This window comes from Bradyrhizobium liaoningense (genome assembly GCF_018130825.1).
GTDB classification, from domain to species: Bacteria; Pseudomonadota; Alphaproteobacteria; order Rhizobiales; family Xanthobacteraceae; genus Bradyrhizobium; species Bradyrhizobium liaoningense_B.
In genome coordinates this window covers 1,508,931-1,526,307 of the sequence record NZ_JAFCJS010000001.1, presented here as the reverse complement: position 1 = coordinate 1,526,307, position 17,377 = coordinate 1,508,931, and the positions used below count along the sequence as shown (strand labels likewise).

The 17,377-nt window shown below is 64.7% G+C and carries 18 protein-coding genes; 8 read left to right on the top strand and 10 right to left on the bottom strand.

All coding sequences use genetic code 11. The features are described 5' to 3' along the window. Positions 1-50: 50 nt before the first annotated feature. From JQ603_RS07485 to JQ603_RS07470, 4 genes are all read right to left on the bottom strand, one after another. Positions 51-1,208, bottom strand: coding sequence for an ABC transporter substrate-binding protein (locus tag JQ603_RS07485; RefSeq protein ID WP_212337783.1), 1,158 nt, complete (start codon positions 1,206-1,208; stop codon positions 51-53). 105 nt (positions 1,209-1,313) lie between these two features. Continuing rightward, positions 1,314-2,312: an MmgE/PrpD family protein gene (locus JQ603_RS07480; protein ID WP_212337782.1), complete on the bottom strand. Its 999-nt coding sequence runs from the start codon at positions 2,310-2,312 to the stop codon at positions 1,314-1,316. Beyond that, positions 2,309-3,829 (bottom strand): FAD-dependent tricarballylate dehydrogenase TcuA, encoded by a 1,521-nt coding sequence (gene tcuA, locus JQ603_RS07475; protein ID WP_212337781.1) that lies wholly within the window; start codon positions 3,827-3,829, stop codon positions 2,309-2,311. Before tcuA ends, JQ603_RS07480 begins: the two co-directional genes overlap by 4 nt. Before the next feature lie 204 nt (positions 3,830-4,033). Beyond that, the gene (locus JQ603_RS07470; protein ID WP_212337780.1) at positions 4,034-4,738 is read right to left on the bottom strand and encodes a GntR family transcriptional regulator; all 705 of its coding nucleotides are present in this window, start codon (positions 4,736-4,738) and stop codon (positions 4,034-4,036) included. A 239-nt stretch (positions 4,739-4,977) separates the two neighbouring features. On the opposite strand from JQ603_RS07470, the gene JQ603_RS07465 reads away from it, so the two are divergent. Beyond that, positions 4,978-6,156 carry a 2-methylaconitate cis-trans isomerase PrpF family protein gene (locus JQ603_RS07465; RefSeq protein ID WP_212337779.1) on the top strand — a complete coding sequence of 393 codons (1,179 nt, stop codon included), beginning with the start codon at positions 4,978-4,980 and terminating at the stop codon, positions 6,154-6,156. A 20-nt stretch (positions 6,157-6,176) separates the two neighbouring features. Next, a complete protein-coding gene (prpB, locus tag JQ603_RS07460) occupies positions 6,177-7,100 on the top strand; it encodes a methylisocitrate lyase (RefSeq protein ID WP_212337778.1) in 924 nt (307 codons plus the stop codon). 81 nt (positions 7,101-7,181) lie between these two features. On the opposite strand, the gene JQ603_RS07455 is transcribed toward prpB, so the two are convergent. The 3 genes from JQ603_RS07455 to JQ603_RS07445 form a co-directional block, all read right to left on the bottom strand. After that, entirely contained in the window at positions 7,182-8,168 is a 987-nt protein-coding gene (locus JQ603_RS07455) for a peptidyl-alpha-hydroxyglycine alpha-amidating lyase family protein (protein WP_212337777.1), read from the bottom strand. A 39-nt stretch (positions 8,169-8,207) separates the two neighbouring features. Then, entirely contained in the window at positions 8,208-8,879 is a 672-nt protein-coding gene (locus JQ603_RS07450; protein ID WP_212337775.1) for a 4-carboxy-4-hydroxy-2-oxoadipate aldolase/oxaloacetate decarboxylase, read from the bottom strand. A gap of 96 nt (positions 8,880-8,975) precedes the next feature. Further along, complete coding sequence (locus JQ603_RS07445) at positions 8,976-9,962, bottom strand: LysR substrate-binding domain-containing protein (RefSeq protein WP_212337773.1); 987 nt, start codon at positions 9,960-9,962, stop codon at positions 8,976-8,978. 186 nt (positions 9,963-10,148) lie between these two features. Between JQ603_RS07445 and JQ603_RS07440 the strand changes: the two genes are divergently transcribed. The 6 genes from JQ603_RS07440 to JQ603_RS07415 are packed head-to-tail and all read left to right on the top strand — an operon-like array spanning position 10,149 to position 14,802. After that, positions 10,149-10,907: an SDR family oxidoreductase gene (locus JQ603_RS07440; RefSeq protein ID WP_212337771.1), complete on the top strand. Its 759-nt coding sequence runs from the start codon at positions 10,149-10,151 to the stop codon at positions 10,905-10,907. Positions 10,908-10,954: 47 nt separating this feature from the next. Next, positions 10,955-11,416, top strand: coding sequence for an acetyl-CoA carboxylase biotin carboxyl carrier protein (locus tag JQ603_RS38395; protein ID WP_212337769.1), 462 nt, complete (start codon positions 10,955-10,957; stop codon positions 11,414-11,416). Beyond that, the gene (gene accC, locus JQ603_RS07430) at positions 11,416-12,771 is read left to right on the top strand and encodes an acetyl-CoA carboxylase biotin carboxylase subunit (RefSeq protein ID WP_212337766.1); all 1,356 of its coding nucleotides are present in this window, start codon (positions 11,416-11,418) and stop codon (positions 12,769-12,771) included. Before JQ603_RS38395 ends, accC begins: the two co-directional genes overlap by 1 nt. Continuing rightward, positions 12,768-13,430, top strand: coding sequence for a 5-oxoprolinase subunit PxpB (pxpB, locus tag JQ603_RS07425; protein WP_212337764.1), 663 nt, complete (start codon positions 12,768-12,770; stop codon positions 13,428-13,430). The genes accC and pxpB (JQ603_RS07425) overlap by 4 nt, the downstream gene beginning before the upstream one ends. Further along, positions 13,427-14,404 carry a biotin-dependent carboxyltransferase family protein gene (locus JQ603_RS07420; protein ID WP_212337762.1) on the top strand — a complete coding sequence of 326 codons (978 nt, stop codon included), beginning with the start codon at positions 13,427-13,429 and terminating at the stop codon, positions 14,402-14,404. Before pxpB (JQ603_RS07425) ends, JQ603_RS07420 begins: the two co-directional genes overlap by 4 nt. Then, positions 14,395-14,802 (top strand): acetyl-CoA carboxylase biotin carboxyl carrier protein, encoded by a 408-nt coding sequence (locus JQ603_RS07415; protein ID WP_212337761.1) that lies wholly within the window; start codon positions 14,395-14,397, stop codon positions 14,800-14,802. Before JQ603_RS07420 ends, JQ603_RS07415 begins: the two co-directional genes overlap by 10 nt. On the opposite strand, the gene JQ603_RS07410 is transcribed toward JQ603_RS07415, so the two are convergent. The 3 genes from JQ603_RS07410 to pxpB (JQ603_RS07400) are packed head-to-tail and all read right to left on the bottom strand — an operon-like array spanning position 14,795 to position 17,267. Then, on the bottom strand, positions 14,795-15,562 hold the full coding sequence (locus JQ603_RS07410; RefSeq protein WP_212337760.1) for a LamB/YcsF family protein: 768 nt from the start codon (positions 15,560-15,562) through the stop codon (positions 14,795-14,797). The two genes, JQ603_RS07415 and JQ603_RS07410, sit on opposite strands and share 8 nt — an antisense overlap. 35 nt (positions 15,563-15,597) lie before the next feature. Then, on the bottom strand, positions 15,598-16,575 hold the full coding sequence (locus tag JQ603_RS07405; protein WP_212337759.1) for a biotin-dependent carboxyltransferase family protein: 978 nt from the start codon (positions 16,573-16,575) through the stop codon (positions 15,598-15,600). Continuing rightward, positions 16,572-17,267 carry a 5-oxoprolinase subunit PxpB gene (pxpB, locus tag JQ603_RS07400; RefSeq protein ID WP_212337758.1) on the bottom strand — a complete coding sequence of 232 codons (696 nt, stop codon included), beginning with the start codon at positions 17,265-17,267 and terminating at the stop codon, positions 16,572-16,574. Before pxpB (JQ603_RS07400) ends, JQ603_RS07405 begins: the two co-directional genes overlap by 4 nt. Positions 17,268-17,377 lie beyond the last annotated feature (110 nt).

The window sequence follows — 17,377 nt, the reverse complement described above, 5'->3', positions numbered from 1 at the left end:
CCAATCGTGTCAGTGAGGCGCAGGCGCACCTCACCTGTTCCAGCGGTCGCTTATTTGCACGCGTTGACGTCGCAGGTTGCCACCTTGGTCACGACGCCGTCTTTCATCTGCCCGACATAGAATGGGAGATCGATCTGGTGCTTGATCCCGTACTTCTGCTCGCCGGTCCAGCCCGCCTTGCCCATCGCCGTGGGTACGTCGGACAGTCCATCGAGCGTCGTCGCGATCTTGGTCGTGTCGTCAACGGTCCCGGCCTTCTTCATCGCCGTGAACAGCATCTGCAGGCCGGCATAGAAGAACGGACTGAACCCGTTCATGTTCGGCCCATACTTGGCCCTGAAGCGGGCGACATAGGCCGCCGTATCCGGCAGGCCGGTATCGATGGGCAGGTGCACGTAGACGCCTTCAGCCGCATCCTTGCCCGCCACCTTCAGCATCTCGGCGGCGACATCGCCGCCCGTGACGAACACCGGACCGCGGTAGCCCAGTTCGCGGGCCTGCTTGAGAATGAGCCCCGCGGTGGTCGGGGAATTGCCGCCAAGCTCTAGCCCGTCGGCCTTGGTCAGAAGGCGAGTCAGAATCGGCACGAAGTCGACGCGCTCACGCTCGAAATACTCGACCTGTAGCTTCGCGCCGGCCTTGGCATAGGAGTTGAAATTCGCCACGCCAATTTGCTGTCCGGTTTCGTCATTGGGAAGCAGCGACACGACCTGCTTGGCGGACGTGTTCTTCATGAGCCAGGCCACCTGCGGATCGGAGAATTCGCCGGTGGTGATGACCGGCCGGTACGCGAAAGGCGCATCAGCGCCAAGCGCCCGCGGCGTGAAGGCCAGCGTCATGGTGATGACTTTTCCGGACGTCGTCTGATCCTTGGTCGCCACGGCCGCAGCCGAGCCCATCGGTCCGACCACGAAGTGAATTCCGTCCTGGATCATCAGGCGATCCATCGCAGTGACCGCGTCGGCAGCGCGGTAGCGGTCGTCATACTGCTTGATCAGGATCTTGTAGCGCTTGCCGGCGACTTCGAGGCCGCCACCCTTGTTGACATCCTCGGCAGCAAAGTCGGTGGCGGCGAGCATGCCCTCCGCAAACGCGGCACCGGCACCGGAAAAACTGGCGTGCACGCCGATCGTGACACTGTCTTCGGCCCTGGCCGCAGAACACATGACCGATGCGGCGAGTACGGCAACCAACTCAAGACGCTTCATTCCAATCTCTCCCCAGATGATATTTTTGTCGGCCTTGCTCTTGTTGTCTCAGGTAAGGCTTTGTCGTTGCGACGCCGCCTGGCCGCGCCGCGTTCATGCGCGGGTTCAGGGAACCCAGGTCGTCTCCTCCGGCTCGTGCGTTCCTCGCGCGGCGAAGACGACTTTCTTCGGCGGCGCCTGAGTGCCGCGCGCTTGCAACAGACGCGAGACCGTCGTGAGGTCCTTGACCTTGTCGATCGTCTCGAGCCGTTCGAACAGCGGAGCGATATAGTCGCGTGGCAGGGCAGCGCCGGCTTGCCGCTCGAACTGCTCCCAGAGATCGGCTCCTGGCGGTGATTGAACTGCAAGAAGATCGAAAGCGGCCTCTCCTGGCGCTCCATCATTCGAGACCAGACCAGGAATCGCCTTTCCTTCGCTCCCGATCATCTCGGCGCAGGACGCTTCGTCCAAGGCTTCGGCGAGCAGAGCGGCCAGCAGGCCGCTGCGAAGGCTCAGACCAACCATGAGCGACGTTGCTCCGACCGGTCCGGCGGCAGGACTGTCGACACTCGCCATCCCTGCCATCAGCAGCGCGGCTGCAATCTTCGGGCGACTCAATTCGAGCACGCGCGCAGCGGCCGCGACGGCGCCGAACAAGGCGGCTCGGAGCTGGTCACCTTCCTTTGACAGCACCGGCACAAGAAGATGAGCGGCCTCCGCGCCCGATATCAGCGCATCCAGCAGGTCTTGCCCGGTTTTTCCGCGCTCCTCGCAAAGCCCGAAGAGCGCCACGATCCAGGCCGAATTCGCAGCATCGCGCGATGCTTCGGCTCCGGCCACCGCAGCTGCGGCATTGATCAACGCAGCATCGACCGCGCTCGTGCGTCGCTCGGTGCCGAAGACGAGCGACGCTCCCCCGCTCATCGCGACGCCGGAGGCACCCAGCAGCGCCTTCGTGATGGCGGCCGACGCGCCGGACAGCGCCCGACCGAACGCTGTGATGACCGCTGCCTTGGCCTTTGCTGCAGCTTTTGCATCTCGCTGCGCTGAATCGAAAGAGCTGATCTGCTCCGCCAGGCGTTCGGCCCAGGCATCAGGTCTCGACATCGTGGTGCCGGCGCTCATCGCGACGCCACCGCTGCGACCGGCGCAACGCCCTGCTGCGCAGCTGCGTTTCGGCCTGCGATCCTGCCGAATGTTGCGCCCGAGACGAGGCCGGTGCCCGCCGGATAGTTGTCGTAGAACAGACCGCCGACGAGTTCGCCGCAGCAGTACAATCCTTTGATCGGACGCCAGTCGGTGCCGATCACCTCGGCGTTCTCGTTGATCTTGAGGCCACCGAACGTGAAGGTGATTCCGCCCGTCGCGCTGTAGGCATAATAGGGCGGCTTGTCGAGCTTCAGGGCCCAGTTGGTCTTTTCGAGATCGAGACCCTTGGTCGAAACGCCGTCCTTCTTCGTGGGATCGAAGCCTTCGTCCGGCGCGCGGGCGTGATCGTTGAACTGCTGGACGGTCCTGAGCGCCTGCGCCTTGTCGTCGATATCGAGCTGCTCGATCAGATCTGCGAGGGAGTTCGCCTTGATGGGATCGCTGGTCGAATAGCGCGGCTCGAGCAGGTGGATCACCTTGCTGTCGAACAGCTGATACGCCTTGGCGCCCGGCTCGGCCAGAATGGCGCGGCCGAATTTGGCGTAGGTGAACAGCGCGCCGTCTTCGCCTTCATCGACGAAGCGCTTGCCCTTGCGATTGATCATCACCGAATAGACGTAGGACAGACGATTGCTGCGGTCGGTCATCTCGCGCGGCGCGAAGTCGCCCCAATCCGCGCTGATCGGCGTTGCATGGCAGCCACTCCACTGTCCCCACGGCATGGCGCCGATGGCGAGCGCCATCCGCAGACCGTCGCCCTGGTTGTGAGGCGTCCCGCGAACCTTCGCGGCGCCGACCAGCGGACCGATGTGCTGCGTGCGCATCTGAACGTTCGCCTCGAACCCGCCGCAGCCGAGCACGACGGCTTTCGCGCCGAGCGAGCGGACGCCTTCGTCGTCCTTGGTCTTGACGCCGACGACGCGGCCATTGTCGTCGACGAGCAGCTCCGAAACGGCGTTGCCGTAGCGAATCTCGATCCCCATGCGCTCGCAGGTCGAAAACCAGCTGCGCGACAGGCCGACACCCTCGTGCGCCGCGCGCACGACGAGGCCGCGCGCCCAGACCATCACGTTGTCCTTCTTGACGGCGGACAAGCTGATCGCCGGCTCCATCTTGATGCCGCCGGTATCCTTCATCCAGCGCACGGTCGCCTGCGAGTTCGACACGAGCAGACGAGACAAGGTCGGATCGGTGCGTCCGTTGGTGACGCGCACGAGATCGCCGTGAAAGTCTTCCTGCGTGTAGGGAGAAATGCCGTCGTAGAAATTCTCGAACTCGTCTTCGATGCCCGGCAGCAGAGCGCCGATCTCGCGCGGCTCGTCATAGGCGAAGCGCAGGACACCGCCGCTCCAATGCGTGTTGCCGCCTCGCATTTCGCGGGGAGCTTTCTCGAGAACGACGACACGATCCGCGCCGTTTTCTTTCGCTGAGACAGCCGCAGCCAGAGCGGCATTTCCCGCGCCAACGACGATCACGTCGAACTCTTCGTTCATTTCGGTTCCTTCCCGCCTACGTCTTCTGAACTTCTGTATTCTGATGGATACCAATGTATACAATGGAATGCAAGATAATTCGAGGCGATCTGGTTTTCCGGGAAAAACCTCGTAAAAACAGCCGGATATGGAAACTAATAAGAGTTAGGAGGCCGAACGAAGCGGCGCTGCAAGCAACAAGATCAGCCTCGCTCGCAGGCCGGTTCAGACACCGTCCTGTTCGCGGCGCGCCTCCAGCTCCCGCTCTTTCGTCAGGATCGCGCGACGGGTCTCGAGCGCATTCAGGACATGGGTGCGCGCCAGACGGTCAGCCTTCTCGCCGTCTCTCTGCGAAATCGCATGCACGATGGCGGCGTGCTCGGCCTGAGCGACAGCGAAACGGCCCTTGTCGGCCAACGTCGTCGGCCCCAGAAGCGCGATCGCATCTTGCAGGGCTGACAAGCTCTTTTCGAGATAGCGATTGTGGGCAGCGACCTGAATGGCGTCGTGCAATTCCCTGTTGTGCCGATAGAGCTTGACCGGCTCGCGATCGAGCTTTTCACCCCCGGCGACAAGTCTGGCCAGTGCGGCCAGATCTTTCGGACTCGCATGCTTTGCGGCCATCGCGGCCGCGGTACCTTCGAGCGCTGCGCGCATCTCGTAGAGTTCTTCGACCGCATCCAGGTCGAGAACGGACACGACAAGCCCGGTCCGCGGGCGAAGATCGAGCAAGCCCTCGAGCTCGAGCCGCGTCAGCGCCTGGCGCGTTGGCGTTCGGCTGATGCCGAGATGTTCCGCCAATTCGACTTCGCGCATGCGCCGCCCTGGAGCAAAGCGCCCTTCGACGATCTCACGCCGCAGCGCCGCGTAGGCGTAGTCGGCAGCAGATGCGAACTTCGTGCGGTCCGGCAACACCATCTCGTCGGTCATGAAGGCTTTCCGATCTCATTCGGCAGGAGCTGCTCGTAAGAGCGTAACGCGCCAAACCATCCATCAATGATCTGCGTCTGGTCCTACGAGGCACGCGAACGACGCAGGATATTCGGCGTCGCGCTGACTGTCTGGAACGAGGCAGCAGGCGTCCACCGAATAGAATAAGGGTAGCAGTCCCGCGCCTTAATGTATACAGTGGTATCCAAAGTATACAATGGTATGCAGAGAGCCACCCAATGCCACAAAGCAAACTCAAGGCGACCTTCATGCGCGGGGGCACGTCGAAAGCCGTCGTGTTCAACAGACAGGACCTGCCGGCAGATCCCGCGCAGTGGGACCCGATCTTCCTGTCCGTCATGGGATCGCCCGATCCCAATGGCCGTCAACTCGACGGAATGGGCGGCGGGCTGTCGTCTCTGTCGAAGGTTTGCGTCGTCGGCTCGCCGACGCGGCCGGATGCCGACATCGACTATACGTTCGCGCAGATTTCCGTGAAGAGCGCCGCGGTCGACTACAGCGCAAATTGCGGCAACATGTCTTCGGCGATGGGCCCGTTCGCCGTCAGCGAAGGCCTGGTGAAGGCGCCGGAGAACGGCGAGGCCGTCGTTCGCATTCACAACACCAACACCGGCAAGATCATCGTTGCACGTTTCCCCATGGCTGACGGGGAGGTCGAGACCGAAGGCGAGATGACGATCGATGGCGTCGGCGGACAGGGAGCACCGGTCCGGCTTGAATTCGTCGATCCGGGCGGCACCAGGACCGGTCGCCTGCTGCCGACCGGTCGCGCCTGCGATCATTTCGACATCCCCGGTCTTGGTTCGATCGAGGCCTCGCTCGTCGATGCCGCCAACCCCTGCGTCTTCGTCGCCGCCGGTTCGCTCGGCAAGGACGGCAGCGAGATGCCCGAGGCACTCGAGAGCGATCCGGTCTTTCTCGAACGGATGGAAGCGATTCGCTGCGCGGCCTCCGTGGCGATGGGCCTTGCGCCCGATGTCGCCGCAGCAGCCGAGATCCCGAGCGTGCCCAAGGTCGCGATGATCGTGGCGCCGCGCCAGATGACGACATTGTCGGGTCGGCGGCTTGAGCCTTCGGACATGTCGCTGGGCATCCGGATGATTTCGATCGGTCAGCCGCACCGCGCGGTCCCGATCACCGGCGCCACCTGCCTTGCCATTGCGGTACGCATCGAAGGCACGCTTGCGAACCGGCTGGCCCGCCCCGGCGATGGCCCGATCACCGTCGCCCATCCCTCCGGCACGACCGTGGTCGATGCAGCCGTGGAACATGCCGGTGATCCCGCAAAGGCGCGGGCCATTCATGGCGCGGTGTACCGCACCGCCAGACGGCTGTTCGAAGGCAACGTGCTCTATCGAACTGCCAAATCCACCGCGCAAGCACGACGCAGCGCGTAACGTTCCCGGAGCTCTCTTAGATGACTTATCTCGTTGCCGCCGACCTTCCCCGCGAATCCGCCGGCCGCCGCTTCCGCGAGCTGTTGAAGCGGCCCGGCATCCTGCAGCTGCCGGGCGCTCACAACGGCATGGCGGCGCTGCAGGCCAAAGCGGCCGGCTTCGACGCGCTTTATCTTTCGGGCGCCGCGATGACGGCGTCGATGGGCTTGCCTGATCTCGGCATCATCACCGTGGATGAAGTCGCCTTCTTCGTCCGCCAGATCGTCCGCGCCGCGGGATTGCCCCTCCTCGTCGACGCCGACACCGGCTATGGCGAGGCGCTGAACGTGATGCACGCAACCCGCGTTTTCGAGGACGCCGGCGCTGGCGCGCTTCACCTCGAAGACCAGATCCTGCCGAAGAAGTGCGGCCATCTGAACGACAAGAAGATCGCCGATGCGCACGATATGGCGGCCAAGATCGCGGCCGCATCGAAAGCGCGGCGCGATCTCGTGATCATCGCCAGGACCGACGCCGCCGCTAGCGAAGGCCTCGACGGAGCGGTCGCACGCGCCAGATTGTACATGGAAGCGGGCGCCGATGCGATCTTTCCGGAAGCGCTCAACACGGCCGAGATGTTCCGTGCCTTTGCGGAGCGCATGCCTGATGTCCCCCTGCTCGCAAACATGACCGAGTTCGGAAGGACGCCGTTCTTCACGGCCGCCGAGTTCGAGGCCATGGGCTACGCGATGGTGATCTGGCCGGTCTCTTCACTGCGCGTGGCGAACAAGGCCCAGGCGGAGCTTTACGCGGCGATTTCGCGTGACGGCGGTACGCATGGGGTCGTCGAGCGGATGCAGACGCGGGCGGAGCTCTACGCGACGATCGGCCTGCACGCCTATGAAGCTCTCGATTCGTCGATCGTACAGACAGTCGTTCCGGCCGGCATGCCACAACGCAACTAGCGTCGCGCGATCGACGTTCCTTCTCGTGATAGGGCAACCAGGCGCAGGGAGGTCGCTACCGGCCGGGGAGGTTCGCCTTACTTAGCGCGGACCGTCGGCCACCCGCTCCAGCTTCTGCAGGCAACGCGAGGTGCGGACCAATTCCGGCATGTCCTCGTCCGGAAAGTTCGTCTTCCAGTCGGTGACGCCGACCTCGCCGACATACATGTCGCCCCTGGAGTCCAGCGCGATACCATGCGGCGCGAGGAACTTGCCGCTCGCAAGACCGGGGCCGTCCTCGCCGCCGAGCCGCGCGATGCGCTTGCCCCTGGCGTCCACGATCGACAGCCGCGGGCCGAGATTGGGCACCTTGCGGTTGACCGGCATGGCGGGACCGAGCTCGCCGATGACGAAGGTGGGGTTCTTAGCCCCGCCGCAGCAGCACAGCGCACACGGCCGGTGCAGATTGTTCCACTGCGTCTCGTACTTGCCGTTGCCGTCGAACACCTGCACGCGATGGTTCTCGCGATCGGCGACATAGACCCAGCCATCGGCATCGGCGACGATATTGTGCACGATATTGAACTGGCCGGGATCGGTGCCAGGCGCGCCCCAGCTCCTGATCAGCTTGCCGTCCGGCGTGAATTTGTGGATGCGGGCGTTGCCGTAGCCGTCGGAGACATAGATCTCGCCCTTCGGCGACAAGGCCGTGTGGGTGCAGCGATGGAAGGGATCGCCGCTCATGAACGGTGCGGGCCTTTCGGGGACGCCGATCGTCAGCAGCACCTTGCCGTCCGTCGTGCATTTTCGCACGGTGTGGTCGCCGTCATCGGTGCAGTAGAGATTGTCGTCGGCATCGATGTGCAGGCCGTGGGCGCGGGAGAACAGCCCCTCGCCCCAGCTGCGCAGGAAATTGCCGTCGCGGTCGAACACCACCATCGGATGGGCGCCGCGGTTGAAGACGTAGATGCGATCCTTGCTGTCGACGGCGACGGAGGCGACGTCGGTGAGCTGCCAGCCATCCGGCAACTTCGCCCAGTTATCGACGACGCGGTAGCGATGCTCTCCAGAGCCGAGAATGGCTGACACCTGATCTCCCATCACTGCGTCCGTGCGGCGCTTGTCCCCTCAGGCGAAAGTGCAGCCCTTGGATTCGAGCACCTTGCCGATGCCGGAGAGCTCGAGAATGTCGCCGCCGGCCTTGAGCGCCTTCATCACGCCGGCTTCCTTGTCCTCGCGCGCCGCCGACTTGGCGCAGACATCGGCGATGTTCTCCTTCGGCACGATCACGACGCCGTCGTCATCGGCGCTGACGATGTCGCCGGGGCGGACGGCAATGCCGCCGATGACGATCGGCTGATTGATGGTGCCGAGGGTCTCCTTGACGGTGCCTTTCATGCAGAGGCCGTAGGAGAAGACGTTGAAGCCGGTGTCACGCACCGCAAGACCGTCGCGAACGCCGGCATCCGTGACCAGCCCGACGATGCCCTTGGCGACGCAGGCCGTCGCCAGCACCTCGCCGAAGCCGCCCTGCTCGGGATGATCGCCCGCGCTCACCACGAGCACGTCGCCGGGCTTGGCCAGCGAAATCGCCGTGATCAGCATGATGTTGTCGGCCGGATGGCAGCTCACCGTCAGCGCCGGTCCGCAGGCGCGCATGCCGGAATAGATTGGCTTGATGCGGGAGGTCAGCGCGCCCGAGCGCCCCTGCGCCTCGTGCAGGGTGGACGGAGGAAACTTCTTGATGCGCTCGACAAGCTCGGCGGCGGGCCGGTCGAATGTCCTGATCACATGCACCATGATAACCTCCTTGCAGTCGCGATCTCCGTTACACCTCCATAACCAACCGCCTTGGGGCGGCAAATTCAGATTTTAGGATTGCCGCATCGTGTTTCGTTATGGCTCGTCCTTCGGCCCATCCAGAGGCGACGTTGGGGCACCCGTGGCGATGGCGGTCGAGCCGAGATGGATACCGAGCGGTCCCCAGGTCTTGACGATGATCTCGAGCAGGATCTTGTAGACGGCGAATGCGGCATCGGACAAAGCAGCGTTATCGGAAATGCAGAGCGACATCTGTTGCGAGGCCGACGGCGCGTCGATCCTCCGAATGCAGAGTTCGTCGAGGTTCGGCAACTCCTTTGCGATCGACATCGGCAGCACTGCCGCCCCCACGCCGGCCGCAATCGCCGAAGAGAGGGTCGATTGGGAATGGATCTCGGCGACGATGCGCGGGCGGAGTCCGACCTCGGCGCAGACCCGCTCGACCGTCTGCCGCAGGAAGGATTCCCGATATGGCAGCAGCAGGTCGAATTGCGCGACCTCCGCCGCCGAAACGTCCTCCGGAGGCATCTGCACCGGATACATGCTGCGGGGTACGACAAGATAAAAGTACTCGCGCATCAGCGGCTTGTAATCGAGACCGGTCACCGGGCGCTCGCCATAGAGGACAGCCATATCCATGCTCCCCTTCAGCATCATCTCGCTGAGCATGACCCCGGAGCTGTCGTAGATGTGCGGCACGATGCCGGGATAGCGTTCGCGTACCTGCATCAGCAGCGGGGTCGCCAGCAATGCCGCCGAGCTGAGCGGGGCCAGGCCGATCGTGACGTTGCCGGTCAGCTCCGGCTTGTTGTCCAGAATGGTGCGCCTCGCCTCTTCGATCTGCCGCTGGATCGACTTGGCATAGCGGTAGAGGATTCGTCCGGCCTCGGTGGGCTTGACCCCGCGGGCGCTGCGGTCGAGCAGCTTGCACTTGAAATCAACCTCCAGGCTCGCAATGTGCTGGCTCAGGGCCGGCTGCGCGACATTCAGCACCTTCGCCGCGCTCGTCATGCTGCCGAGATCCACGACCTTGATGAAGGCCTCCAAGCGTTTCGTATCCAATACGGCGTCTCCGGATATCCCGTCAGGGAGCAATGCAGCAGCGATAGGCTGAAGCTATGGGATCAGAAGGAATTGTTCTTACCACTGGGAACCTGAGGGGCCTATAGCTAGTGCTGAACTCGTCCGCCGCTCGCGTTGCAGCCGACGCCACCAGCGGGTTGGACGGTAGCAGAGGAGCCCTCGCGGATGGGATTTTCGGACTATCGGACGGCCCTGGTGACGGGCGCATCCTCCGGAATAGGAGCTGCGACGGTTCGCCGCCTGAGTGCGGAAGGGCTCGAAGTCTACGCCGTCGCCCGCGACGCCGCTCGCCTGAGCGCCCTGTCGGCGGAGACCGGATGCCGCACCTGCGCCGTCGACATCAGCGACCTCGACGCGCTTGCCTCATTGGCGAAGTCGGCCGAGTTCGACGTCCTGGTCAACAATGCCGGCCAGTCCCGGCGCGGCAATATCCTGGACACCACGGCGGAGGATGTCGACGCCCTCATCGACGTCAATCTTCGCGCGGTCCTGCATCTGACGCGGCTGGTCGTGCCGGGCATGGCGCAACGCGACCGCGGCCATGTCGTCAACATCTCCTCGATCGCCGGCCACTACGCATTCGGCGGCGGCAACACCGTGTATCACGCCACGAAGGCGGGCATTCACTCGCTGTCGCAGCAGCTGCGTGTCGATCTCTACGGGACCAGGGTTCGCGTCACCGAGATATCGCCGGCCCGGGTCGAGACCGAGGTTTTCGGCCGGCTGCTCGGTGACCTCGCCGAAGCCAAGCGTCGCTTCTTCGACGACTATGATTCGCTTCAGCCCGAGGACATCGCCAATTCGATTGCGTTCGCGGTTGGATCGCCGGCGCGCATGAACGTCGCCTTCATGGAAGTCCTGCCGACCCAGCAGGTCGTCGGCGGCCTCAATTTTGCACAGAAGAGCCGGCCGCCTGCGGAGTGACGCATGAACGCCCCGAACTCGACAGGCCTGCAACGCGGAACGTGACTGTGGACCTCGCCAAAATCGAACAACTCGTCGATCTCGTTACGCGCTCCTCCATCGCGGAGCTGGATCTTACGCAAGACGGTACCCGCATCCGTATCCTCAAGCGCGCGTCTGCAGAAGCGCCCCCGGCCTCGGCGCACCATGCAAACCGGGTCACGGTTGAGGCCGCCCCCACGCTCGATCACCAGGAACGCGCTGCTCCCGAGGCCACCGCCGACATTGTCGTGCCCGCGCCGATGCATGGCATCTTCTACCGGGCTGCGGCGCCGGACGAGCCGCCGCTGGTCGAGGTCGGCGCACGGATCGAGGTCGGGCAGAAGATCTGCATCATCGAAGCGATGAAGACCTTCATCGATATTGCCGCCGAGGCGCCCGGCGTCGTGCTCGCGGTTCTCGCGGAGAACGGTGAGGAGATCGCAGCGGGTCAAGCCCTGTTCCGGATCGGTCCTGCGGGTTCATCCTGATGTTCGACAAGGTCCTGATCGCCAATCGCGGCGAGATCGCGCTTCGCATCCAGCGCGCCTGTCGGGCGATGGGTCTCAAGACAGTCGTCATTCACTCGGAGGCGGACCGCGACGCACGCTATGTCGCACTCGCCGATGAGGCACTCTGCGTCGGGCCGGCGCCGGCGAGCAGCACCTATCTCAACGTTGCGGCGATCCTGCTCGCAGCCGAGGTCAGCGGCGCCCAGGCAATTCACCCCGGCTACGGATTTCTCTCGGAGAGCGCGGAGTTCGCCGATCGGGTCGCGCGCGCCGGTCTCACCTTCATCGGCCCGCCTGCGGACTGTATCCGGACCATGGGCGACAAGGTCGCGGCCAAGCGCGCGATGCGGCTGGCGGGCGTGCCTTGCGTGCCGGGGCCGGACAGCGCCCTGCCCGATGATCCGGCCGAGGTGCGCGCGATCGCGCAGGACATCGGATATCCCGTCATCATCAAGGCTGCCGGCGGCGGCGGCGGACGCGGCATGCGGATCGTGCGCAGCGAAGGCGCACTGGACGAGGCGCTGGCGCTGACCCGCGCGGAAGCCAGCAAGGCCTTCAAGAACGCTGCTGTCTATATCGAGAAATTCCTCGAAAAACCCCGCCATATCGAGATCCAGGTGCTGTGCGACCAGCACGACAACCATCTCTGGCTCGGCGACCGCGACTGCTCGCTGCAGCGCAGGAACCAGAAGGTGGTCGAGGAGGCTCCCGCGCCCGGCATCGACCGCGCGCTGATCGAGCGGGTGGGCGCAAGCTGCGTCGAGGCCTGCCGGCGGATCGGCTATCGCGGCGCCGGCACCTTCGAATTCCTTTACGAGGACGGGCAGTTCTTCTTCATCGAGATGAACACGCGCGTCCAGGTCGAGCATCCCGTCACCGAGATGACGACGGGCATCGATATCGTCAAAGAGCAGATCCGGATCGCGCAAGGCGAGCCCTTGGGCATCGCGCAGGGCGACATCGCGCGTGTCGGCCATGCCATTGAATTCCGCATCAATGCCGAAGACCCCGCCAGTTTCGCGCCCTCGCCCGGCACGGTGACGCGCTGGGACGTTCCCGGCGGCATCGGCATCCGCGTCGATTCGCATATCACCGCCGGCGCCACAGTTCCCCGACACTATGACTCGCTGATCGGCAAGCTGATTGCCCACGGCCGCACCCGCGAGGAAGCTATGGCGCGTGCGCGTGTCGCCTTGTCCGAGCTGCGCGCCGAAGGCATCCGAACTAATGTGCCGTTGCATCAGGCGATCCTCGCCGATCCCACGTTCTGCCGTGGCGGCTACGACATCCACCATCTCGAGCACTGGATGAACGCGAAGGTTGCCGCGCCATGACGACGACGGACCGGCCGCGGATCAGCCTGCTCGGGACGTCGGCGCTCCTGTTCGAGGCGCCCGGCGCGTTCGACCTACCGCATCAGCGGCGCATCTGGGCGTTGGCGGCCACCGCGTCGAAATGGCCAGGAATCCGCGAGGCCATTCCCGGCATCACCAACATGATGCTGACTTTCGAGACCCCTCCGCGCGAGCTGGACGCCTTGATCGCCGCTCTCAACGACGGCTGGGACGCGGCGGACAGCCTCGCGATCGGCGGCCGCGAGATCAGGCTGCCCGTCACCTATGGCGGCGAGATCGGATCGTCGCTTCAGTCCGTCGCCGATCATTGCGGCCTGTCCGTCGACGACGTGGTCTCGATCCATGCCGCGCCGCTCTACACCGTGTTCGCGCTCGGCAGCCATCCCGGCTATTGCTATCTCGGCGGCATGGACCCGCGCATCACCATGCCGCGGCGACAGACGCCGCTGCAACGCTCCGCGGGCGGCTCGGTCTCCATCGGCGGATCGCAGACAGGTATCTCCGCATCGCCCGGCCCCAGCGGCTGGCACGCCATCGGGCACACGAGCTGGACGTTCTTCGATCCGTCCTGGCCGACGCCAGCCGCGCTCGCACCGGGCGACACGATCCGCTTCGAGATCGAACGGGTGATCCGGTGATCGAGATCTTGTCAGTCACGGGGCCCGCCAGCGTCCAGGATCTCGGCCGCTTCGACCAGTATCGCTTCGGGGTCGGCACGTCGGGTGCGATGGACGATGTCGCGCTGCGTGCCGGCAACATTCTTGTTGGCAACGACGAGAACGCCGCCGGCATCGAAATCCCGATGCTGCCGTTCAAGCTTCGTTTCGGCCGGGGCATGGCCTTTGCGCTCACGGGCGCCGATGTCGAGGCCGAGATCGCAGGACGCGTGATCCCGCCATGGTGGCGGTCGCACGCCCGTGCCGGCGATATCTTGACCATCAAGGCAATGCCCCGCGGCGCACGGCTCTATCTGACCGTTGGCGGCGGCATCGACGTGCCCATGGTGCTGGGCTCGCGCAGCACGCAGTTTCGCGGCGAGTTCGGCGGCTGGCGCGGACGGCCGCTCCAACCAGGCGACATCCTGCCCTGCGCCGTGTCGACTTCGACCATCGGCGAGCTCGGGGTCGAGCCGGCCGAGATCACGCTGGCGCGGCCGAACACCGGCGCGGACGAGACCATCGTCAGGGTCGTGATTGCCGGCGAGTATGACGGGTTCGACGCCGCCACGCAGGCGCTGTTCTGGTCCAGCAGCTGGAAGATCACGCCGCAGAGCAACCGTTACGGCTACCGCCTGCAAGGCCCCGCCGTGAAGCCGAAGGCACCGATCGAGAAACGCTCGCACGGCATCGTCCCCGGCGTCATCCAGATTCCGCCGAACGGACAGCCGATCATCCAGATGCGCGACGCGCAGACCTCCGGCGGCTACCCGAAGATCGCAACCGTGATCGGCGCCGATCTGTGGCGCGTCGGGCAGGCGCGGCTCGGCAGCAGACTGCGGTTCGAGCAAACCGCTTACGCCGACGCGCTGGCAGCCGAAGCCGAGATGTCGGTCTATCTCGACCGGCTCAGGACCAATGTGCGCCTTGTCGAGGAGAGCAGAACATGCCGATAGAGCTGACCGATATCGCGCGTCTGGCGCAGATCCTCGAAAGGTCCGGGGTCGACACGATCGAGATCGAGGAGCCCGGCCAGTCCTTGAAGCTCGTCGTCGACACGGGACCGCGAATGGCCGTGTCACCGACGCTCGCCGTCCCCGCCGATGATCATTCCGTCGTCGCCAAAGCAGACGTCGCGGGGCATTTCCTCGCGGCTCATCCCTGGCGGGATAAGCCGCTCGTCGCACAGGGCCAGTGCATCGAGGCCGGGGCGATCGTCGGCCTCGTCAAGATCGGGCTCTTGTATGCGCCCATCGTGGCGCCGGCCGCCGGCACCGTCGATGCCGTGATCGCGGAGCCTGGCGCTACGATCGGCTACGGCACACCGGTCGTGCGCATCCGCACGCTCAGTTGAGCAAGACGGTCGCGGGCGTGACTTCGCCGCCGCCCTGCTCGATCACGCGGCGCACGGTCGCGGCAAGGTTGACCGATCCGGGCGTGTCGCTGTGGATCAGGATCGAGCGCGCGTCGACCTTGATCGACTTGCCCTCGATGGTCTGCACGGTGCCGCTGTCCAGAAAACGCTTGACCCGCTCGGCCACCGCTTCGGTCGAGGTGATGACGGAGTTGGGAAGCTTGCGGGACACCAGATGGCCGTGCTCGTCATAGGCGCGGTCAGCCAGGAACAGAGTGAGGATGCGCAGGCCCACCTTGCGCGCGGCGCGCACGATCTCGGCGTCAGGCTGCGAGAACACGATGAAATCGCGGTTGATGGTCGCAATCGCACGGGCAACGACATCGGCCATGTCAGGGGCGGCATTGACCATGTTCCCCATCGCGGCGTGGAAGCTGACATGGGTCACGCGATAGTCCGCATTGGCCGCGATCGCCTGCAAGGCGCCGATCTGATAGACCATATGCTTCTCGAGCTCGGCGGCGTCCATCTGGATCACGCGGCGGCCGAATCCGAGCAGGTCGGGCAGGCCCGGATGGGCGCCGACCTCGACCCCCTTCTGCTTTGCCAGGCGAACCATGCGATCCATGATGATGGGATCGCCGGCGTGGAAACCGCACGCGACGTTGGCCGACGAGATGATACCCATCAGCGCCTCGTCGTCGCAGATGCGATAGTTGCCAAAACCTTCGCCCATGTCCGAATTGATGCCGATTTTCATGTTCGTACCCTGCTCTTGTTATTGTTGACGTCCACTCAAAGCGCTCGATAGAGATCTGCGGTCGCGCGCAGCTTCGCGAGATAGTCGTTGACGGGAGCCATGGCCGCGACCGCGTCCTGATAGCTCACCTCACTGAAGGCGATGACCGATCCCGGTGCCGCCTGGCCGAGGCGCCAGAGGTCGGCCTGGATCACGGCCGCCATCTTCGGATAGCCACCGGCCGTATTAGCATCGCTCATCTGGATGATCGGCTCGCCGGCCGGCGGCACCTGCACGACGCCGGCCACCACACCGTGTGAGCGCATCTCGACCGGCGCGTCCAATGTCAGCTTGCCGCCGGCGAGGCGGTAGCCGCCTCGATCGCTCTGAGCGCTGATCTTCCATCGCGTCGACCAGAACGTCGCCTGCATCGCCTCGGAAAACAGGTCGTACTCGCCTGCCCGCATGACGCGTATCCGCAGCACGCGATCATCCGCTGGAGCGGCGCCTTCGATCGCGACATCCGGCGGCACGACGCCGAAGTCGAAGCGGCCCTCGCCGCTGTGCGACGAACTCCCGATCGGCACGACGTCGCCCGCCTGCAAGGTACGGCCCTCGAGCCCGCCGAAGCCGCCGCGTACATGCGTGCTGCGCGAACCCAGCACGCGCGGAACATCGATACCGCCGCCGAACGTCGTGTAGACCCGCGCACCACGCCGCGGCGCGGTGATCGCGAGAACATCGCCCGCCTTCGCCCGCGTGCACCACCACGGCCGAACGGTTGATCCGGCCAGCGTCGCGTCGTGATCGGCGCCGGTGAGCGCAAATGCGGTCTCGGCCGAGAAGCGCAGGCGGAACGGAAAGGTCTGGATCTCGATGCCGGCCGCATTGTCGTCGTTGCCGAGCAGCGCATTGCCGGCGGCGAGCGCGACGGGATCCATGGCGCCCGAGGTGCTCACGCCGAAACGGCGCGCGCCGTGGCGGCCCAGGTCCTGGATCGTGTTGAAGGCGGGGCTGGTCAGGATCTCGATCACAGCTCGATCCGATCGATCCTGAATTTGACACGGTCGCCCGGCAGCATGAGCGAGGGCCGTTCGGACCGCGGATCGAACATGGCGATCGAGGCCCAGCCGATGGCATTCCATCCATTCGGACTTGTCAGCACCGCAACACCTGTCTGCATTCCGCCGATGGTCACCGAGCCTGCGCGCATGTTGAGCGACGGCACGGATTTGCGCGGCATGGTGATGCGTGGATCGAGGCCGTGGAGGTAGCCGAACCCCGGCGAGCTCGCGATCGCACAGACGGTGTATTCGCCTTCGCTGTGAATCCTGATGACGTCGCGCTCCGGCAGTCCGGCGCGGCTTGCGACTGCCGGCAAATCGAAGCCGAGCTCGCCGCCATAGACCACGGGAATCTCGATGAGCTTGCCGTCGGCCTTGCGGCCGGGCACACGATGCCACAGCTCGACGATCGAAGCGCTGAGCATGCCGATATCCGCCGGCGGCTGCTCGAATACGAGCATCACATTGGTGACGCCAATGACAGCCTCCTGGACGTTGGGCCAGGTGGAAACCGCATCCGCAAGGGCCCAGATGCGGCCCTGCTGCACCAGGTCGAAATCACCCGGTGCCTCGACCAGCATCGCAAGCGTGCCGATCAGGCTGATCTTCGGGCTTTTCTCGATCGTGCCGACAAAAGGAGCGTTGGGCTGATTAATCGACAAAAGGGCCTCGCTGGTCGAACGCCCGTGGCGCTGCCACCCCTAAAGCGCGATGAGATTTGGATGAATCGCCATCGCGCTCCAGGTTGTTGTTACGCATGATCTTTTCGGAA